Origin of the sequence: Luteimonas colneyensis (assembly GCF_014836665.1) — a bacterium.
Classification (GTDB): Bacteria; Pseudomonadota; Gammaproteobacteria; order Xanthomonadales; family Xanthomonadaceae; genus Luteimonas; species Luteimonas colneyensis.
In genome coordinates, this window is record NZ_JACSQJ010000004.1 from 134682 (window position 1) to 152299 (window position 17618).

The 17618-nt window shown below is 71.2% G+C and carries 17 protein-coding genes; 2 read left to right on the forward strand and 15 right to left on the reverse strand.

Annotated elements, in window-relative coordinates; all coding sequences use genetic code 11:
* Positions 1 to 18 precede the first annotated feature (18 nt).
* Positions 19 to 1062: a rod shape-determining protein gene (locus tag H9645_RS09060; protein WP_189496173.1), complete on the reverse strand. Its 1044-nt coding sequence runs from the start codon at positions 1060 to 1062 to the stop codon at positions 19 to 21.
* Between the two features lie 267 nt (positions 1063 to 1329).
* On the opposite strand from H9645_RS09060, the gene H9645_RS09065 reads away from it, so the two are divergent.
* Positions 1330 to 2262, forward strand: a complete 933-nt coding sequence (locus H9645_RS09065; protein ID WP_191729379.1) for a carbohydrate kinase family protein — start codon at positions 1330 to 1332, stop codon at positions 2260 to 2262.
* A 129-nt stretch (positions 2263 to 2391) separates the two neighbouring features.
* Here the strand turns inward: H9645_RS09065 and H9645_RS09070 are convergent, their stop codons facing one another.
* From H9645_RS09070 to ubiE, 3 genes are all read right to left on the reverse strand, one after another.
* Complete coding sequence (locus tag H9645_RS09070; protein WP_225218138.1) at positions 2392 to 3147, reverse strand: hypothetical protein; 756 nt, start codon at positions 3145 to 3147, stop codon at positions 2392 to 2394.
* Positions 3148 to 3211: 64 nt separating this feature from the next.
* Positions 3212 to 5275: a M1 family metallopeptidase gene (locus H9645_RS09075; RefSeq protein ID WP_191729380.1), complete on the reverse strand. Its 2064-nt coding sequence runs from the start codon at positions 5273 to 5275 to the stop codon at positions 3212 to 3214.
* 109 nt (positions 5276 to 5384) lie between these two features.
* Positions 5385 to 6143: a bifunctional demethylmenaquinone methyltransferase/2-methoxy-6-polyprenyl-1,4-benzoquinol methylase UbiE gene (gene ubiE / locus H9645_RS09080; protein WP_191729381.1), complete on the reverse strand. Its 759-nt coding sequence runs from the start codon at positions 6141 to 6143 to the stop codon at positions 5385 to 5387.
* A gap of 104 nt (positions 6144 to 6247) precedes the next feature.
* On the opposite strand from ubiE, the gene H9645_RS09085 reads away from it, so the two are divergent.
* Positions 6248 to 6703 (forward strand): nucleoside deaminase, encoded by a 456-nt coding sequence (locus H9645_RS09085; protein ID WP_191729382.1) that lies wholly within the window; start codon positions 6248 to 6250, stop codon positions 6701 to 6703.
* Between the two features lie 301 nt (positions 6704 to 7004).
* Here the strand turns inward: H9645_RS09085 and H9645_RS09090 are convergent, their stop codons facing one another.
* The 11 genes from H9645_RS09090 to H9645_RS09140 form a co-directional block, all read right to left on the reverse strand.
* Positions 7005 to 8321, reverse strand: coding sequence for an FG-GAP repeat domain-containing protein (locus tag H9645_RS09090; RefSeq protein WP_191729383.1), 1317 nt, complete (start codon positions 8319 to 8321; stop codon positions 7005 to 7007).
* An 82-nt stretch (positions 8322 to 8403) separates the two neighbouring features.
* Positions 8404 to 8826, reverse strand: coding sequence for a hypothetical protein (locus H9645_RS09095; RefSeq protein ID WP_425490228.1), 423 nt, complete (start codon positions 8824 to 8826; stop codon positions 8404 to 8406).
* A 164-nt stretch (positions 8827 to 8990) separates the two neighbouring features.
* The gene (gene hslU / locus H9645_RS09100) at positions 8991 to 10391 is read right to left on the reverse strand and encodes an ATP-dependent protease ATPase subunit HslU (protein ID WP_318240522.1); all 1401 of its coding nucleotides are present in this window, start codon (positions 10389 to 10391) and stop codon (positions 8991 to 8993) included.
* 2 nt (positions 10392 to 10393) lie between these two features.
* The gene (hslV, locus tag H9645_RS09105; RefSeq protein WP_191729385.1) at positions 10394 to 10945 is read right to left on the reverse strand and encodes an ATP-dependent protease subunit HslV; all 552 of its coding nucleotides are present in this window, start codon (positions 10943 to 10945) and stop codon (positions 10394 to 10396) included.
* A gap of 75 nt (positions 10946 to 11020) precedes the next feature.
* The gene (locus tag H9645_RS09110; RefSeq protein WP_191729386.1) at positions 11021 to 11932 is read right to left on the reverse strand and encodes an amidohydrolase family protein; all 912 of its coding nucleotides are present in this window, start codon (positions 11930 to 11932) and stop codon (positions 11021 to 11023) included.
* A 158-nt stretch (positions 11933 to 12090) separates the two neighbouring features.
* Positions 12091 to 13014, reverse strand: coding sequence for a tyrosine recombinase XerC (gene xerC, locus H9645_RS09115; RefSeq protein ID WP_191729467.1), 924 nt, complete (start codon positions 13012 to 13014; stop codon positions 12091 to 12093).
* Positions 13015 to 13064: 50 nt separating this feature from the next.
* A complete protein-coding gene (locus tag H9645_RS09120) occupies positions 13065 to 13739 on the reverse strand; it encodes a DUF484 family protein (RefSeq protein WP_191729387.1) in 675 nt (224 codons plus the stop codon).
* On the reverse strand, positions 13736 to 14599 hold the full coding sequence (dapF, locus tag H9645_RS09125) for a diaminopimelate epimerase (RefSeq protein WP_425490229.1): 864 nt from the start codon (positions 14597 to 14599) through the stop codon (positions 13736 to 13738). The genes H9645_RS09120 and dapF overlap by 4 nt, the downstream gene beginning before the upstream one ends.
* Before the next feature lie 4 nt (positions 14600 to 14603).
* Positions 14604 to 14906 carry an LPS translocon maturation chaperone LptM gene (gene lptM, locus H9645_RS09130; protein WP_191729388.1) on the reverse strand — a complete coding sequence of 101 codons (303 nt, stop codon included), beginning with the start codon at positions 14904 to 14906 and terminating at the stop codon, positions 14604 to 14606.
* A 9-nt stretch (positions 14907 to 14915) separates the two neighbouring features.
* Entirely contained in the window at positions 14916 to 15365 is a 450-nt protein-coding gene (locus tag H9645_RS09135) for a YbaN family protein (RefSeq protein ID WP_191729389.1), read from the reverse strand.
* 59 nt (positions 15366 to 15424) lie between these two features.
* Positions 15425 to 17605: a S9 family peptidase gene (locus H9645_RS09140; RefSeq protein ID WP_191729390.1), complete on the reverse strand. Its 2181-nt coding sequence runs from the start codon at positions 17603 to 17605 to the stop codon at positions 15425 to 15427.
* Positions 17606 to 17618 lie beyond the last annotated feature (13 nt).

The window sequence follows — 17618 nt, forward strand, 5'->3', positions numbered from 1 at the left end:
GGGGGCCGGGCCTCTGCCTTATTCCGAGGCGAAGAACTCGTTGCCGTGCATGTCCAGCAGTTCCAGCGCACGTCCGCCGCCGCGGGCCACGCAGGTCAGCGGGTCCTCGGCCACCTGCACGTGCAGGCCGGTCTCCTCGCTGAGCAGCCGGTCGAGGTCGCGCAGCAGCGCGCCGCCGCCGGTCAGCACGATGCCGCGCTCGGCGACGTCGGCGCTCAGCTCGGGCGGGGTCTGTTCAAGCGCCTGGCGCACCGCGGCCACGATGCCCATCAGCGGCTCGCGCAGGGCCTCGAGCACCTCGTTGTTGGAGATCGAGACCATCTTCGGCACGCCCTCGGCCAGGTGGCGGCCGGAGATCTCGGTCTCCTCCACCTTGTCCTGCGGGTAGGCGCAGCCGAGCTCGATCTTGACCCGCTCGGCCGTGGCCTCGCCGATCAGCATGCCGTGGTTGCGGCGCACGTAGTTGATGATCGACTCGTCGAAGCGGTCGCCGCCGATGCGCGCGGACTGCGAATACACGATGCCGTTGAGCGCGATCACCGCGACCTCGGTGGTGCCGCCGCCGATGTCGACCACCATCGAGCCGCGCGCCTCGGTGACCGGCATCCCGGCGCCGATCGCGGCGGCCATGGGTTCCTCGATCAGCGAGACGTCGCGGGCGCCGGCCTCCATCGCGGAGTCCTTGATCGCGCGCTTCTCCACCTGGGTGGAGCCGGCGGGGACGCAGATCAGCACCCGCGGGCTCGGCCGCAGGAAGCGGCTCTTGTGCACCTTGCGGATGAAGTACTTGAGCATCTCCTCGGTATAGGTGAAGTCGGCGATCACGCCGTCCTTCATCGGCCGGTGGGTGGTGAGGTGGCCGGGGGTGCGGCCGAGCATCTGCTTGGCCTCGCTGCCGACGGCGGCGACCGCGCGCGGCCCGCCGTTGCGGTCCTGGCGCACCGCGACCACGGACGGCTCGTTGAGCACGATGCCCTGGCCGCGGACGAAGATGAGGGTGTTGGCCGTGCCCAGGTCGATGGACAGGTCGTTGGAGAACATGCCGCGGAACTTCTTGAACATCGGGGGCGCGCGTCCGTCAGGAGGGGGCGGGGAACGGGGGAATTCCCGCGAAAATGCGATCGTCAAGCGTAGCAACCGCCCCCTGCCCCGGCAAGGAAAACCGGCCCGCAGGCCCCGCCGCGCTTGGCCGCCCGCCCGCCCGCGGGCTACCCTATGCGGCCGCGCCACGCCGCGCGTGCCGGGGCCTTCCGCCGGAACCCGGCCCCTTCCCAGAAAAACGAGACCGCCGTCCCCACGGGCCGGCACCCCATCCGGAGCGCCTCCACGATGTCTGCACTGATCTGCGGTTCCCTGGCCTACGACACCATCATGGTGTTCCCCGACCAGTTCAAGAACCACATCCTGCCGGACAAGGTGCACATCCTGAACGTCTCGTTCCTGGTGCCGCGGATGCGCCGCGAGTTCGGCGGCTGCGCCGGCAACATCGCCTACAACCTCAAGCTGCTGGGCGGCGACCCGATCCCGATGGCCACCGTGGGCGGCGACTTCGGCCCCTACCGGGCCTGGTTCGAGGAGAACGGGATCACCCTCGACCGGGTCAAGGTGCTGGAAGAACTGTTCACCCCGCAGGCCTTCATCACCACCGACCACGACAACAACCAGATCACCGCCTTCCATCCGGGCGCGATGATGCGCAGCTACGAGAACCACGTGAAGGACGTGCCGGGCGTGAGCATCGGCATCGTCAGCCCGGACGGCTACGAGGGCATGATCCAGAACGCGAAGGAATTCGCCGAGGCCGGCATCCCCTTCATCTTCGACCCCGGCCAGGCGATGCCGCTGTTCAACGGCGAGGAGCTGCGCGCGTTCATCGAGCAGGCCGACTACGTCACCGTCAACGACTACGAGTCGAACCTGCTGCAGGAGCGCACCGGCTGGGACGAGAAGACCATCGCCGGCAAGGTGAAGGCCTACATCGCCACCCGCGGCCCGAAGGGCGCCTGCATCCACGCCGACGGCAAGGTCCACGACATTCCGCCCGCCCAGGAGCGCCGCATCACCGATCCCACGGGCTGCGGCGACGCCTTCCGCGCCGGCCTGATCTTCGGCATCCAGAAGGGCTACGACTGGGAGACCATCGGCCGCATCGGCAACCTGATGGGGTCGCTGAAGGTCGAGCATCCCGGCACCCAGAACCAGCGCTTCGACTACGCCGAGTTCGCCGCGCAGTTCCGCCAGCAGTTCGGCTACGTGCTCTGACGCCCCGTCGGGCGCATCCGCAGGTGTACCTGTAGGAGCAGCTATAGCTGCGACCGCCACCCCTGACGCTGGCAGCCGCTGGTCGCAGCTATAGCTGCTCCTACAGGGTATCCACGTGGAGGCGGCGGCTCAGTTCCAGGCCGGCAGTTGCGTCCGGTCCAGGCCGCCGACCTCGAATTCCGCGGTCCGCGTGCCGCCGGCCTTGACCGGATACTCCACCACCAGCCGCTTCGCGCCGTCGATCATGCGCCACAGCGCCTTCTCGTCGTCGATGAACATGGCGATGGCCTCGTCGGTGTCGGGGCGGTTGGCGGCCATGCGCACCGGGGCCGCGTCGTCGACGGTGACCGCGACCCGGCAGGCACCGTAGCAGTCGAAGTCCCCGGCCTGCATGACCAGGTAGCTGCTGCGGCCCCAGTCCGGGTGGTCGCGGAAGATCAGCCGCACCGGCTTCGCCCCGCTGCCGTCGCTGTCCACGTTCTCCTTCGAGAAGATCGCCGCGGACAGCTGGTTGCCGCCCTTCACCGCCTCGACGTTGTAGGCCCAGAGCGCGGCCAGGCGCGCGTCCTCGCGCACGGCATTGCCCTTGGCGCGGGCGTCCTCGTGCAGCGGGCGGATCCGCTCCGCGGCCGCGGTATCGGGATACCGCGCCAGCAGCACGTCGCCCTGCGCGGCGGCCAGCGGCCAGTTCTCCGCGGCGTAGGCGGCGTCGAAGTCGGCGGCGGCCTGCTCCGCGGCGGCTTCGCTGGCCTCGCGCTGGGCCGCCGCCTGTGCCTCGGCCTGGGCGGCGGGGTCCTGGCAGGCGACCAGCGCGGCGCCCGCCGCGGCGATGGCGGCGGCGAGCAGGGCGATGCGCGCGGTGATGGCTGGACGTGGGCGGCTCATGCGGCGTTTCCCCTGGGTGGCTTCACCGCGGGACGGTTCGTCCCGCGGGATGGCGTGGCGTGCGTCAGCGGCCGGTCGGCGCCGGGCGGGTGGGATCGCCATCGGCGGCCGGCATCGCCGGTGGCGCGGCGTCGACCTCGGCGTCCGGCGCGACCGCCGGCTCGATCGTTCCCGGCATGAACGGCGTGCCGCTGCCCGGTGCCGGCTTCGCTTCGGCGATCAGCTTCTCGACCGAGCCCGTCGTGATCGGGTGGTAGCCCGGGCGCGCGGCCTCCAGCTGCTCCTTCGCGAACGCGAGCCCCGCCTCGGTGGCCACCAGCGCCTGGTAGGTCGGCATGATCAGCTTGCGGCGACCGATGGTGCGCACGAAGTCGGCGATCGCGGGATAGGCCTGCATGTAGCTGCTGCGCACCGCCAGCGGGTACCAGCGCTGCGCCAGCTCGGCGTTCGGCGTGCCGGTGAAGCGGTAGGCGGTGTCGAGCTGCGAGAGCTGCTCGATCGACAGCGTGTCCGGCAGGCCTTCCAGGAAGTGGATCCACTCCTGCGTGCTCCACTCGCCGGTGATCGACTGCGGCGGCAGCGTGCCGCTGCCCAGCCACGCCAGGCGCGCGCTGTCGACGACGCCGAAGCTGCGCGACATCACCTGCGGCGCGCTGCCCGGGATGCCGGGCTCGTACAGCCAGGCGTCGAACTCTTCCTTCGTCACCCTGTCGGGGTACTTCTCGAGCAGGTGCTCCTGCGCGTAGTCCACGAAGCGCGCGGTCGGGATCGACTGGAAGGCGAAGTGGTCGAAGTAGCCGCGCAGGAAGGCGTCGAACTCGGCGCGGCCGAAGCGCTCCTCGAGGAACTGCAGGAACCAGGCGCCCTTGTCGTAGGACACCGCGCTCAGCGAGTCGTCCGGATTCTTCACCACGCCCGGGCGCACGGCCAGGGCCTGCTCCTCCGGGCTCATGTTGGCGATCTCGGCCTTCAGGCCGTTGCGCGAGATCACGTATTCCATGTCGGCGCGCTCCTCGCCGTACAGCGCCTCGACGATGCGGTTCTCGACGTAGCTGGTGAAGCCCTCGTTGAGCCAGCCGTCCTTGGCGCTGGAGTTGGTCACCAGGTTGCCCGACCAGCTGTGCGCCAGCTCGTGCGCGATCAGCGAGACCAGCGACTTGTCGCCTACGATCACCGTGGGGGTGATGAAGGACAGGCGCGGGTTCTCCATGCCGCCGTAGGGGAACGACGGCGGCAGGATCAGCAGGTCATAGCGCTCCCAGCGGTAGGGGCCGTACAGCGACTCGGTGGTCGCGATCATCTTCTCGGTGTCCTCGAACTCGGCCACCGCGCGGTCGACGGTCGCGGGCTCGGCCCAGACGCCGGCGCGGGCGGAGATCGGCTTGAACACCAGGTCGCCGGCCGCGATCGCCATCAGGTAGGACGGGATGCGCTGCGGCATGCGGAAGCTGTAGTCGCCGTCGCGCGGCGCGGCCGGATCGTTGTCGGCGCTCATCAGCACCATGACGTCGGCCGGCGCGGTGACGTGCGCGCTGTAGGTGTAGCGCACGCGCGGCGTGTCCTGCAGCGGCACCCAGGAACGCGCGTGGATGGCCTGCGACTGGCTGAACATGAAGGGCGTGGCCTTGCCTTCGGTCATCGAGGCCTCGAGCCACTGCAGGCCCGAAGCCGCCGGCGAGGTGCGGTAGGCGACGCGGATGCGCGCGTTGCGCTCCGGCGCCTGGATGGTGAGCTTGCTGCCGAGCAGGTCATCGCGGCCGGCCAGCTCGAACTGCAGCGGCTGCCAGCTGCCACCGGCAACCTCGCCTTCGGCGCGTTCGATGGTCAGGTCGCGGGTGTCGAGCACCAGCGTGGTGGCAGTGTCGTCGCGCCAGTCCAGCGTGTAGGTGGCGGTGCCGCCGATGGTGCGGGCGTCGAAATCCAGCGCCAGCTCCAGCGCCAGGTCGTCGATCGCGACCTTGTCCGGCTCGGCGTAGGAATGCTCGTCGTAATCGCCGGACTCGGCGGCGGCCTGCGGCTTCGGGGCCGGCGGCGTTGCGGCGGGCGTCGGCTCGCGCTTGCAGGCGGCGACGGCGAACACGACCAGCGCCGCGAGCGCGGCGAGGCGGAGGAAACGGCTCAGGATCATGGACGGGGGTCCGGTGACTGGAACAGCCGTCGATTCTAGCCCGTGGGCGCGCGGGACGCCCGATCCGCGGCCGGCAGCCCCGGCGGCGCGGCGCGGCCGCGCGTCGACCTCAGGCCTTGTAGCCGTCGTGGATCGCCACGATCCCGCCCGACAGGTTGCGGAACCGGCAGCGCGCGAAGCCCGCGGCCTCCATCATCGCCTTGAGCTCCGCCTGCGGCGGGTGCTTGCGGATCGACTCGGCCAGGTACTGGTAGCTGCCGGCATCGCCGGCGAACAGCTGGCCCAGCTTCGGCAGCACCTTGAAGGAGTGGAAGTCGTAGGCCGGCTTGAACCAGTCCGGCACCTCCGAGAACTCCAGCACCCGCGCCTGCCCCCCGACCTTGAGCACGCGCAGCATCTCGCGCAGCGCCGCGTCCTTGTCGGTGACGTTGCGCAGTCCGAAGGCGATCGTGACCAGGTCGAAGCTCGCGTCGGGGAACGGCAGCGACTGCGCGTTGCACTGCACGTAGCTGAAGCCGCGCACATGGCCGCGGTCGACCATGCGGTCGCGGCCGACGCGCAGCATGCTGCCGTTGATGTCGCCGAGCACCAGCTCCCCCGTGTCGCCCACGCGCGGCTTCAGCAGCGCCGCGATGTCGCCCGTGCCGCCGGCCAGGTCGAGGACCCGGTCGCCGCGCGAGACCTGCGCCGTGGCGGTGAAGTAGCGCTTCCACAGCCGGTGGATGCCGAACGACATCAGGTCGTTCATCAGGTCGTAGCTGCCGGCGACCGACGAGAACACCTCGCCGACCAGCTTCTGCTTCTGGGCCACCGGCACGTCGCGGAAGCCGAAGTGGGTGGTGTCGGGGCGGGGGTCACGGTCGCTCATGGCAGCGATTATCGCACCGCAGCGGCGCTGCGCGTGCGCGATGCCGGCCGGAGGCGGCGCGGCATGGCACGATGCCGGCCCGTCCCTTCGCCTGGAGCCCCGCCATGATCGCCACCCCGGACTATCGCGCCCTGCTCGACACCGCCATCGAGGAGGCGCGCCAGGGCCTGGCCGAAGGCGGCATCCCGATCGGCGCCGCCCTGTACCACGCCGACGGCCGCCTGCTCGGCTGCGGCCACAACCGCCGCGTGCAGGAGGGCGATCCCTCGATCCACGGCGAGACCGACGCCTTCCGCAAGGCCGGCCGCCAGCGCGCCTACCGCGACACCATCATGGTGACCACGCTCGCGCCGTGCTGGTACTGCAGCGGCCTGGTGCGGCAGTTCAACATCGGGACGGTGGTGGTGGGGGAAGCGGTGAACTTCGCCGGGGGCGTGGACTGGCTGCGGGAAAACGGCACCGAGGTGGTGGTGCTGGACGACGCGCGCTGTGTCTCGATGATGGGGGAGTGGATCGCGGCGAATCCGGGGTTGTGGAACGAGGATATCGGGGAGGAGTGAGGGGCTCCTGACCCGCTCGGGCGTGCCCAGCTCGGCGGCGTCGGCGATCGCGTGGTTTGAGCTCCGCCTCCATGGCCTTCTCGCGCTCCAGCGAGTCGAGGTACTTGAGGAACAGCAGCCAGGACGACTGTCCGGTGTAGTCCAGCTCGCTGGTGCAGCCGGCATCCTTGTGCAGGATGTCGTCGATGTTCTTGGAGGCCTGTTCGAACACGTCCTCGTGGAGAACGGGGCTGTAGTGGCCGCGACCCGTGTCGCCAGGTCGATCCACTGAAGTCCGGATGCGTATCAGGCACTTGCGGCGCTACACCGGACAAGGATCCGACCACGGCGGATCCCGGTGTTCGGCGCGCAACCCCGCCTTCGTCGGCAGCACGCCGTCCAGTCCCACCTCGAAGGTCTGCGCGGCGATCGACTGTCCAACCGGCGCGCCGCGGGTGTACACGGTGAGGGCGAACGGGGGCCGTCCTTCGGCTTCGACGATGTAGGCGGCGTTCACTTCGACGATGCCGAAGTGGTAGCAGCCCAGCGCCTCCACCTTCGCGCCGCGCGCGGCGAGCGCACCGGGCAGGTCGTAGGGAGGTTCGGCGCCCTGCTCGCTCCAGCCCAGCGTCAGCGACTTCGCCGCGGCCGCGCTGCCGGACACCCAGGCTTCGAAGGCACCCACGCGACCGGTCGCGGCGGGCATCGCCTGGCCACGGGCCGTGGCCGGGTGGGCATCCCACTGCGAGCCGGGCAGGCGCGCGCGCAGGTCGGCGAGGGACAGCCGCTCGCCGGCCCGCGCAGAAACCGTGGACAGCACGAGGTCGGCCAGCGGGCCGGCGGCCTCGACCTTTTCCCACTGGTCGCCGCAGGAGGACGTCGCCGCGTCCGCGGCCATCTGCGGATACAGCCGGCGATGCTCGGCGCTGCAACGCTCCATGTGGCGGGCGCGCGCGTTGGCGACCATCGGAAGCCTGGCCGCGGCGGGGCCGGCCGCTGCAGCGGGCACGGCTGCAGCAGCGGGCGTGTGCGCCGACGCTGGCGCCACCGTCCCGGCACCGGAGGCAGGCACCGCGGCACCCTCGATTACCGCCGGCCGCACCACCGCCTGGCCCGGGCCACCGCGACTGCCGGTGGGCACTTCGTCGAAGCGCGCCTGGCCGGCGTTCCAGCGCAGCTCGGCACCGCATTGGGCACTGGCGCCGCTGCCGGCGCCGCAGGCCTCGCCGCGGCGCGCGATCTGCAGCTTCGCCGGGCTGCCGGCCACCACGCGGTAGGCCAGCAGGCGGTCGGCGAAGGCCAGCTGCGCGGCGGCGGTGCCGGTGCCGGTGTACAGCTCGACCCGCGACAGGCCGCCGTCGCGGAACAGCTGCGGCCGCCCGGTGCAGGGCACGTTGCCTTCGGAGACCACGAAGTCGGTGAGGCCGTCGCCGTTGAAGTCGGCGGGGATGACGAAGCGGCCCTGCCCGCTCATGTCGCCCAGGGTGCCGCCGGCGCGCACGCAGGCGGCGACCAGGTCGTTGACGCGCGCCTTGACGGCATCGGGCACGACGCCCTGCTGGGCCAGCGTGGGCGGTGAGGTGCAGGCGGCCGCGGCGGCCAGCGCCGCAATGAGGAGGGCGGGCGGTTCGCGGTGCATGGGCGTCCCCTGGCATGGCCGCGGGCGCGGCCCTGTCAGGGGCGCAACGCTCGCCGCGGCGGAAAGCGGCCAGCGTGCGGGTTCAGCGCGCCTCGATGGTGAATCCGCCGAAGGCCACGCCGAGGTCGACGCCCTCGCCGGTGCCGGCCAGCGCAAGCGAGACTTCGCCCTTGGTCATGACCTGGGCCTTGCTGGACTTCACCACGCCGGCATGGGCCTCGGCGGAGACGTAGGTGCCCAGCACCTCGTTGATCGAGCGCACGCCCGAGAACTCGCCGCGGCCGCCGCGGATCTCGGACTTGCCGACGGTCAGGCCACCGCCCTTGGCGCTGATGCTCACGGCCATGGACTGGCCGTTGTCGCAGCTGACGCGGCCGGTGCCCGAGGCGGTCTTGTAGAACGCCGACCAACCCGCCATGTCGAAATCGAGGCGGCAGGAGACGTCGCGGGCGATGGCGGGGGTGGCGGCCAGGAGCAGGGCCAGCGCGCCGGTGGTCGCGATGATGGTGGTAAGCCGGGACATGGCGGGCCTCGCGGTGTTTCGGGGGGAGCGGCCAGTCTGCCACCCCGTCGCTGAAGTCCGAAGAAGCGGCCTCCCCCCCCGCAAAGCGTGGGAAGAGGCCCAAAGGGCAGATGCGGCGATGCTTGCGGGAGTGCCCTGGCAACGGCTCAGAGGATGTAACGGCTCAGATCCTGGTCCTGCACCAGTCCGCCCAGCTGTCCGTCGACATAGGCACGGTCGATCCGCACCGCCCCGCCGCGATCCGGCGCCTCGAAGCTCAGGCTGTCCAGCAGCCGCTCCAGCACGGTGTGCAGTCGCCGCGCGCCGATGTTCTCCTGGCGCTCGTTGACGTCGGCGGCGATCTCGGCGAGGCGGTCGACGGCGTCGGCGCCGAACTCCAGCTCCAGGCCCTCGGTCCTCATCAACTCGACGTACTGCTTCGTCAGCGCCGCCTTCGGCTCGGTCAGGATGCGCACGAAGTCGTCCTTGCTCAGCGCGGTCAGCTCGACGCGGATCGGGAAGCGACCCTGCATCTCGGGGATCAGGTCGCTGGGCTTGGCCAGGTGGAAGGCGCCCGAGGCGATGAACAGGATGTGGTCGGTCTTCACCGGGCCGTACTTGGTGCTGACGGTGCTGCCTTCGACCAGCGGCAGCAGGTCGCGCTGCACGCCCTCGCGGCTGACGTCGGCGCCCATGCCTTCGCTGCGCTTGGCGACCTTGTCGATCTCGTCGATGAAGACGATGCCGTGCTGCTCGCAGGCCTCGATGGCGGCGGCGCGCACCTCGTCCTCGTTGACCAGCTTGCCGGCCTCTTCCTCGACCAGCAGCGGGCGCGCGGCGCGGATCGCCATGCTGCGCTTCTGGGTGCGGCCGCTGCCGAGGTTGGCGAACATCTGACGCAGCTGCTGGCCCATCTCCTCCATGCCCGGGGGGGTCATGATGTCGACGCCGCCGCCCATGGCGAGGTCGAGCTCGATCTCGCGATCGTCCAGCTCGCCGGCGCGCAGCTGGCGGCGCAGCTTCTGCCGCGTTTCGCTCTCGCGCGACGAGGGCTCGGCGCCGATGTCGACGGTGGTGCTGCCCTGCCCGCCCGCGGCACCGAAGCCGAACGGCGCCTGCGGCTGTTCGCGCCTGGGCAGCAGGGCGTCGAGGATCCGGTCCTCGGCGCGCTCTTCGGCCTGGGTGCGCATCTTCTGCTTGGCCTGTTCGCGGTAGAGCTTGACCGCGGTGTCGGCGAGGTCGCGGATGATCTGCTCGACGTCCTTGCCGACGTAGCCGACCTCGGTGAAGCGCGTGGCCTCCACCTTCACGAAGGGCGCGTTGGCCAGCGTCGCCAGGCGGCGCGCGATCTCGGTCTTGCCGACGCCGGTGGGCCCGATCATCAGGATGTTCTTGGGCATGACCTCGTTGCGCAGCTCGTCGCCCAACTGCGCCCGGCGCCAGCGGTTGCGCAGCGCGATCGCAACCGCGCGCTTGGCCTCCTGCTGGCCGACGATGTGGCGGTCGAGCTCCTGCACGATCTCGCGCGGGGTCATGCTGGCGTGGGAGGTGTCGATCTTCATGGCCATGCTCAGAGCTCCTCCACCACGACGTTGCGGTTGGTGTAGATGCAGACGTCGCCGGCGATGTTGAGCGCCTCGGTGGCGATGGTGCGTGCGTCCATCTGCGTATGCGCGAGCAGCGCGCGCGCGGCGGACAGTGCGAAGGGGCCGCCGGAGCCGATCGCGATCAGCCCGTCTTCGGGTTCGATCACGTCGCCGGTGCCGCTGATGATCAGCGAGGTCTCGCGGTCGGCCACCGCCAGCAGGGCCTCGAGCTTTCCGAAGCGGCGCTCGGTGCGCCAGTCCTTGGCCAGTTCCACCGCGGCGCGGGTGAGCTGGCCGTGCTTCTCGAGCTTCGACTCGAACAGCTCGAACAGGGTGAAGGCGTCGGCCGCTGCGCCTGCGAAACCGGCCAGGATCTGGCCGTCCTTGCCAAGCCGGCGCACCTTGCGCGCGTTGGCCTTCATCACCGTGTTGCCGAGCGTGACCTGGCCGTCGCCGGCGATGGCGACGCGGCCCTCGCGGCGCACCGAAACGATGGTGGTGGCGTGGAAAACGTGGGGGTTCTGGCTGGGGTCCATGCGGCCTCCGGGGGCTGAAACCCATGGATGGGGACCGCTCCCGACGGATGCAAGCCCGCCGCGCGACGACGCCGTTCAGTCGCCGGACGGTGCGTCCAGGCGCAGGAACCGCGCGGCGTTGTCATGGAAGATCGCCCGCTTCTGCGCCGGCGTCAGGAAGGGCGCGCTGTCGGTGCCCTCCACCGCCAGGGTGATGGCCTCGGGCCACACCATCTGGTCGGAGCCGAACATCAGCCGGTCGCCCAGGCCGGCGGTCATCAGCGCCTGCAGGTAATCGTGGAACTCCTGCCGCGGAATGATCCAGTTGATCACCGAGATGTCCGCATGCAGCTGCGGATAGACGTACATCAGCGCCTTGGTTTCCTGCAGCCAAGGCCAGCCGGCGTGCATCAGCCAGACGCGCAGCTTCGGATGGCGCTTGAGCATCGGCTCCAGCAGCTTCGGGTTGCCCAGCTCGACGCTGAAGTCCGGGCAGCAGCCATAGGGCGTGCCGGGCGGACCGAGGCCGGTGTGGATGCCGACGGGCAGGTCGAACTCCTCCGCAAGCGCGAGGTACGGCTCGAACCACTCCGCGCCGGCGTCGAGGCCGTGGTACTGCGCGCCGATCTCGCCGAGCACCGAGAGTTCGCCGCTGGCGAAGGCTTCGCGCAGGACCCCGGGCGGCGGCAGGCGCGTGCGGCCGTCGTCCATGAAGGCGCCGGCGCGGATCGCGTCACCGCCGGCGCGGCGCATGCTGGCCATGTAGGCGTCGGGCCCGCTGACCAGGCCGAGCACGATGCCGTGGCGGCGCATGCGCTCGAGGGTCAGCCGTTCGCGCTCGGCATCGGTGCCGGCGGTGGTCGGTTCACCGGTGACGGGATTGGGCGCGCCGGGCGCCGCGGGTCCGACGTGCAGGTGCATGTCGATGATCGGTCCGACGTAGGGCTGGGCCGCGGCGGTCGCGGCGGCCAGCAGCAGGGCGAACGGCAGGGCAATCTGCAGGCGCATGATCGGGTTCCGGGCGATTCGTCGATATGTACGCGCGAAGCCACGGGCGACGGACACCGCGCCGCGTTGCCCGCGCATGGCCTGGACGGATCAGCCTGGCGCAGTGCACGCGCGGAAACCCGCCCGATCCGGACGCGAGTGCACGACGCCCGCTCCGCTCAGCCGCCGCCCTTGCGACGCTTCGCGCGCGGATGCGCGTCGTCGTAGACCTTCGCCAGGTGCTGGAAGTCCAGGTGGGTGTAGATCTGGGTGGTGGCGATGTCGGCGTGGCCCAGCAGCTCCTGCACGCCGCGCAGGTCGCCGGATGACTCCAGCACGTGGCTGGCGAAGGAGTGCCTGAGCATGTGCGGGTGCACGTGCTTGAACAGGCCCTGGCGCTGGCCCAGGGCGCGCAGGCGCAGCTGGATCGCACGCGCGCTGATCGGCGCGCCGCCACGGCCCGGGAAGACGGGCGCGTCGGGTCCGGGCATGGATCCGGGAGCACCGCCAGCGGCCGGGTCGGTCCGCCATTCGCCCAGCGCGCGGCAGGCGTGCGAGCCCACCGGCACCGTGCGCTGCCGGCTGCCCTTGCCGAGCACCGTCACCAGCCCCTGCTCCAGGTCCAGGTCGCGCCAGCGCAGCAGGCGCAGCTCCGACAGGCGCAGGCCGGAGGAATAGAACAGCTCCAGCAGGGCGCGGTCGCGCAGGCCCAGCGGAGCGTCAGTGGGCACTTCGACCAGCGCCACGGCCTCGTCCACGTCCAGCACCTGCGGCAGCTTGCGCGGCGCCCGGGGGGCACGCACGCCGGCGGCAGGATTGGCGACCACGCGGCCGTGCTTCAGCAGCCACTGGAAGAAGCTGCGGCAGCCGGACAGCCGGCGCTGCAGGCTCTTGGGCGAGAGGCCGCGGCGGTGCTCGGCGGCGACGAAGGCGCGGATCGCGGCGCTGTCCAGGGCGAGCAGGTCGCCACGGCCCTGCGCGTCGACCCACTGCGCGAGCGCTGCCAGGTCACGGCGATAGGCGTCGAGCGTGTGCGCGGACATCCGGCGCTCGACCTCCAGGTGCGCGAGATAGTCCGCCACCGCCGGATGCAGGCCGGCCATGGCCGCGCCCTCCGCACCCGCCGTGGCCGCCATGCCGCGCTCCCGGGGGCTCAGTCGCGATGGCGCAGCAGCGCCACCGCGAAGGCCTCGCCCATCATGCGCAGGAACAGCGTGCCCATGCCGGGATAGAACCGGTTGGGATCGCGGCTGCCGACGGCGACCAGGCCGACGCCCGCGATCGGCAGCAGCGCGGTGGACGCCACGTCGTCGACGCGCGCGGCGTACAGCAGCGCCTGCTTGTCCGGATGCAGCCGGCCGCACAGCGGCTCGCCCTCGCGGATGCAGTCGGCAAAGGGCTGCAGGCGGCGGTCGTCGCGCGCGATGACCTGCAGCCATTCCTCGTCGGCCAGGCCCGGAAGCCCGTCGAACAGCACCACCCGCACCAGGTCGCCGTTGAAGTCCTCGGCCAGGGTCGCGACCATCGCGCGCACCACGCCGGCGGCGCTGCCCGGACGCATCAGCGCCAGCGTCAGCTGGTGGGTGCGCACGGCCAGGCGCTCGTTCTCCTGGGAGACCGCGTACAGGTCCTGCAGCCGCCGCGACAGCTCGCGGTTCTTGTCCCGCAGCACCTCCAGCTGGTAGCTGGCCAGCGAGGCGGCCGGGCCATCCTCGCGCGGAACCACCATGCTGATGGCGAGGTCCGGGAACTGCTTCAGGAAGTCCGGGTGGCGGCGCAGCCAGGCCGCGACCTCGTGGGCGCCGAGCTTTTCGACGATGTCGGTCATGCGTTGAATTCCCCTTCGTAGACGAACGCCGCCGGCCCTGCCATGTGCAGGACGCCGTCGGCGCCTTGGTGGATGCGCAGCGTGCCACCCGGCAGCGCCACCTCGACGCCCGCCGCGGCGTCCACGCGGCCGCGACGCGCGAGCACGGCCACCGCCGCGCAGGCGCCGGAGCCGCAGGCCAGCGTCTCGCCGACGCCGCGCTCGTGCACGCGCAGGCGCACGTGGCCGGCGTCGAGCACCTGGGCGAAGCCGGCGTTGCACTGCTGCGGGAAGGCGGCGTGGCGCTGCAGCGCCGGGCCGAGCGTGGCCACCGGCGCCGCGTCGACGTCGTCGACGTCGTCGACCTCGAGCACCGCGTGCGGATTGCCCATCGACACCGCGCCGACCGGCCACTCGCGGCCGTCGATGTCGATCGCATAGGCCTCGGCCTCGCGCTCGAAGCCGGACAGCGGGATCGCGGCCGGCGCGAACGCGGGCGCACCCATGGCGACCTCGAAGCCGCCGTCGTCGAGCTGGCGCACGCGGTGGCTGGCCAGCGGGCTGTCGAGGACGAAGTCGCCCGCTGCGGCGCCATCGCGCACCAGCCAGGCCGCGACGCAGCGCGCGCCGTTGCCGCACTGCTGCGAAGGCGAGCCGTCGGCATTCCAGATGCCGTAGGACGCCACCGCATCGGCGCTGCGCGGCGCGGCGATGGTCAGGATCTGGTCGCAGCCGACGCCGCGGTGGCGGTCGGCGAGCAGGCGGCACAGCGCGGCGTCCGGCGGCGGCATGCCGCCGCGCAGGTCGAGCACCACGAAGTCGTTGCCGGCGCCGTGCATCTTGCTGAAGCGCAGCCCGGCCGGGGCGGCCGCGGCGTCCACGGGATCAGGCGCCGCCATCACCATCGTCGGCGGGCGGCGCCGGATCGTCGCCGTCACCGTCGACGTCGGCTTCGGGCAGCGGTTCGGCAGCGTCGGCGTCGTCGCGCGCGGGGTCGTCGAGCACGGGAGCGACGGCGTCATCCTGCGCGTCCGCATCGGTGTCGACATCGGCGTCATCCACCTGCTGGTCCGGCCACTCCTCGTCCTCCGGCGCCGGCGGCGGGAGCAAGGGACCCTTGTTGCCGCAGGCGGACAGTGCGAGCGCGGAGGACAGCAGGACGAGGGGCAGCAGGGCACGGATGTTCATGGCCGCAGTCTAGCGCGGCGGCGGTTCCGGCCGCATCCACAGCCACGCGCCCACCACCGCCATGCAGGCGATCGGCAGGGCCACCGCCCACCAGCGCTGGTAGCCGGTGAACCAGGCCATGGCCAGCAGCAGCACCGCGGACGCCAGCATCGCGCCGCTGGCCAGCCACTTCGACCGGCGGGTGACCGCGCCATGGTCGTGCCAGTCGCGGATCATCGTCCCGAACTTCGGATGCGCCAGCAGCCAGGCATGCAGGCGCTGGGAGCCCTGCGCCGCGGCCCAGGCCGACAGCAGGATGAAAGGCACCGTCGGCAGGCCCGGCAGCACCACGCCGAGCAGTCCGAGGCCCAGCGCGGCGTAGGCCAGCAGCCACCAGGCCCAGCGGAAGCGCCCGGCGCGCGCGCCGGGACGCGCGCTGCTGGACGGTGCCGACGGCGGCCGCGGCTTCGGCGCGTGCATGCGGGATTCCGGTTCCATCCCGCCATCATGCCTTTTGTGGGGCGGGAGCTGCCTCGGCCTCAGTCGGCGGGCGCGTCGCCGGCGCCCACGCCGAGCTGGTCGAGCATGAAGGCGTACATCTCGGCCAGTTCGCGGTAGCGGCGGAAGCGCCCGGATTTGCCGCCGTGGCCGGCGTCCATGTTGGTGCGGAACAGCACCGGCACACCCGAGGTGTTCAGGTCGCGCAGCCGCGCCACGTACTTCGCGGGCTCCCAGTACTGCACCTGCGAGTCCCACAGGCCGGTGCCGATGAACATCGCCGGATACGCCTTCGCCTCCAGGTTGTCGTAGGGCGAGTAGGTGACCATGTAGTCGTAGTCGGCCTTGCGCTCCGGATTGCCCCACTCGTCGTACTCGTTGGTGGTCAGCGGGATGCTGCGGTCGAGCATCGTCGTCACCACGTCCACGAACGGCACCTGCGACAGGATCAGCCGGTACTTCTCCGGCGCCATGTTCGCGATCGCGCCCATCAGCAGGCCGCCGGCGCTGCCGCCGTAGGCCGCCACGCGGTCCTTCGCCGCCCAGCCCTCGGCCACCAGGTGGTCGGTGACGTCGATGAAGTCGGTGAAGGTGTTGATCTTGTTCCTGAGCTTGCCGTCGTCGTACCACGTGCGACCCATTTCCTGGCCGCCGCGGATGTGGGCGATGGCGTAGACCATGCCGCGGTCGAGCAGGCTGGTGGTGGTCAGGCTGTAGCCGGGATCCATCGACATGCCGTAGCTGCCGTAGGCGTACTGCAGCAGCGGCGCGGTGCCGTCCTTCGCGAAGCCCTTGCGGTACACCAGCGACACCGGGATGCGGGTGCCGTCGCGGGCCGTGGCCCAGGTGCGCTCGGTGGCGTACTTCGAAGGGTCGTAGCCGATCACGGGCTGCTGCTTGAGGAGCCGACGCTCGCCGGTGGCGACGTTGAGCTCGTACGTGGTGCCCGGCGTGGTCATCGAGGTGTAGCCGTAGCGCAGCCACTCGGTGTCGGGCTCGGCGTTGACCGAGAGGCCCATCGAATAGGCCGGCTCGTCGGCCGCCACGTACTCCTCGCCGTCGGCCTTCAACAGGCGGATGCGCTCGAGCGCATTGGAGCGCTCGGCCAGCGCGGTGAAGCCGTCGAACAGCTCGAAGCCCTCCAGCAGCACGTCGTCGCGGTGCGCGATCCAGTTCGTCCATTCGCCGCGCGAGGTGGCCGTGGTCGGCGCGGTCACCAGGCGGTAGTTCGGCGCCTTGTGGCCATCGGCGTCCGGCGCGTTGGTGAGGATCACCCAGCGGCCGTCGTAGTGGTCGGCGTCGTATTCGACGTCGCGCTCGCGCGGCGCCAGCACGGTGAAGTCACCCGGATTCGCGGCCGGCGTGCAGCGCAGCTCGCTCGACACCGTGCTCTCGACGCCGATGCAGATGAAGCGATCATCGCGGGTGCGCGAAAGCCCCATGTAGAAGCTGTCGTCCTCCTCCTCGTACACCACCACGTCGTCGGCCACCGGCGTGCCCAGCACGTGCTTCTTCACGCGCACGGTCAGCAGCGTCTCCGGGTCGTTCTCGACGTAGAACAGCGTGCGGTTGTCGTCCGCCCAGACCATGTCCGCGGACAGGCCGGTGATCGCTTCCGGATAGACCTCGCCGGTCTCGAGGTTGCGGAAGCGGATCGTGTACTGGCGGCGGCCGACGCTGTCGTCGGCCCAGGCCAGGATGCGGTTGTCGGGGCTGGTCTCGTACACGCCGACCGAGAAGTACTCCTTGCCCTCGGCCATGGCGTTGACGTCGAGCAGCACCTGCTCGGTCGCGAAGTCGCCGGCCTCGTTCAGGCGCATGATCTCCGCCGCGCCGACGCCGGCGCCGTCCTTGCGCCGCGCGTGCACCGGATAGTCCTTGCCGGTCTCGTAGCGCGAGTAGTACCACCAGCCGTTGTCGCGGAACGGAACGCTGGCGTCGTCCTGCTTGATGCGGGCGACGAACTCGTCGTACAGCGCGTCCTCGACCGGCTTCAGCGGCGCCATCACCTGGTCGACGTAGGCGTTCTCCGCTTCGAGGTAGGCCAGCATCGCCTTGTCCTCGCGGCTGTCGTCGCGCAGCCAGTAGTACTCGTCCTGGCGCACCGCGCCGTGCGGGGCGCGGACCTCGTGGGCGCGCTTCTCGACGTCGGGCGGGGTGGGCGTGGCGGCGTGGCTGGTGGCGGTCATGAGCAGGAGGCTGGCGATGGCGAGGGTCTTCATGGATGGGGTCCCC

What these genes read in the sequence shown, in the direction of transcription:
- H9645_RS09060 (WP_189496173.1), bottom strand. Translation starts at nt 1,062, where the DNA reads ATGTTCAAGAAGTTCCGCGGCATGTTCTCCAACGACCTGTCCATCGAC.
- H9645_RS09065 (WP_191729379.1), top strand. Translation starts at nt 1,330, where the DNA reads ATGTCTGCACTGATCTGCGGTTCCCTGGCCTACGACACCATCATGGTG.
- H9645_RS09070 (WP_225218138.1), bottom strand. Translation starts at nt 3,147, where the DNA reads ATGAGCCGCCCACGTCCAGCCATCACCGCGCGCATCGCCCTGCTCGCC.
- H9645_RS09075 (WP_191729380.1), bottom strand. Translation starts at nt 5,275, where the DNA reads ATGATCCTGAGCCGTTTCCTCCGCCTCGCCGCGCTCGCGGCGCTGGTC.
- ubiE (WP_191729381.1), bottom strand. Translation starts at nt 6,143, where the DNA reads ATGAGCGACCGTGACCCCCGCCCCGACACCACCCACTTCGGCTTCCGC.
- H9645_RS09085 (WP_191729382.1), top strand. Translation starts at nt 6,248, where the DNA reads ATGATCGCCACCCCGGACTATCGCGCCCTGCTCGACACCGCCATCGAG.
- H9645_RS09090 (WP_191729383.1), bottom strand. Translation starts at nt 8,321, where the DNA reads ATGCACCGCGAACCGCCCGCCCTCCTCATTGCGGCGCTGGCCGCCGCG.
- hslU (WP_318240522.1), bottom strand. Translation starts at nt 10,391, where the DNA reads ATGGCCATGAAGATCGACACCTCCCACGCCAGCATGACCCCGCGCGAG.
- hslV (WP_191729385.1), bottom strand. Translation starts at nt 10,945, where the DNA reads ATGGACCCCAGCCAGAACCCCCACGTTTTCCACGCCACCACCATCGTT.
- H9645_RS09110 (WP_191729386.1), bottom strand. Translation starts at nt 11,932, where the DNA reads ATGCGCCTGCAGATTGCCCTGCCGTTCGCCCTGCTGCTGGCCGCCGCG.
- xerC (WP_191729467.1), bottom strand. Translation starts at nt 13,014, where the DNA reads ATGGCCGGCCTGCATCCGGCGGTGGCGGACTATCTCGCGCACCTGGAG.
- H9645_RS09120 (WP_191729387.1), bottom strand. Translation starts at nt 13,739, where the DNA reads ATGACCGACATCGTCGAAAAGCTCGGCGCCCACGAGGTCGCGGCCTGG.
- lptM (WP_191729388.1), bottom strand. Translation starts at nt 14,906, where the DNA reads ATGAACATCCGTGCCCTGCTGCCCCTCGTCCTGCTGTCCTCCGCGCTC.
- H9645_RS09135 (WP_191729389.1), bottom strand. Translation starts at nt 15,365, where the DNA reads ATGCACGCGCCGAAGCCGCGGCCGCCGTCGGCACCGTCCAGCAGCGCG.
- H9645_RS09140 (WP_191729390.1), bottom strand. Translation starts at nt 17,605, where the DNA reads ATGAAGACCCTCGCCATCGCCAGCCTCCTGCTCATGACCGCCACCAGC.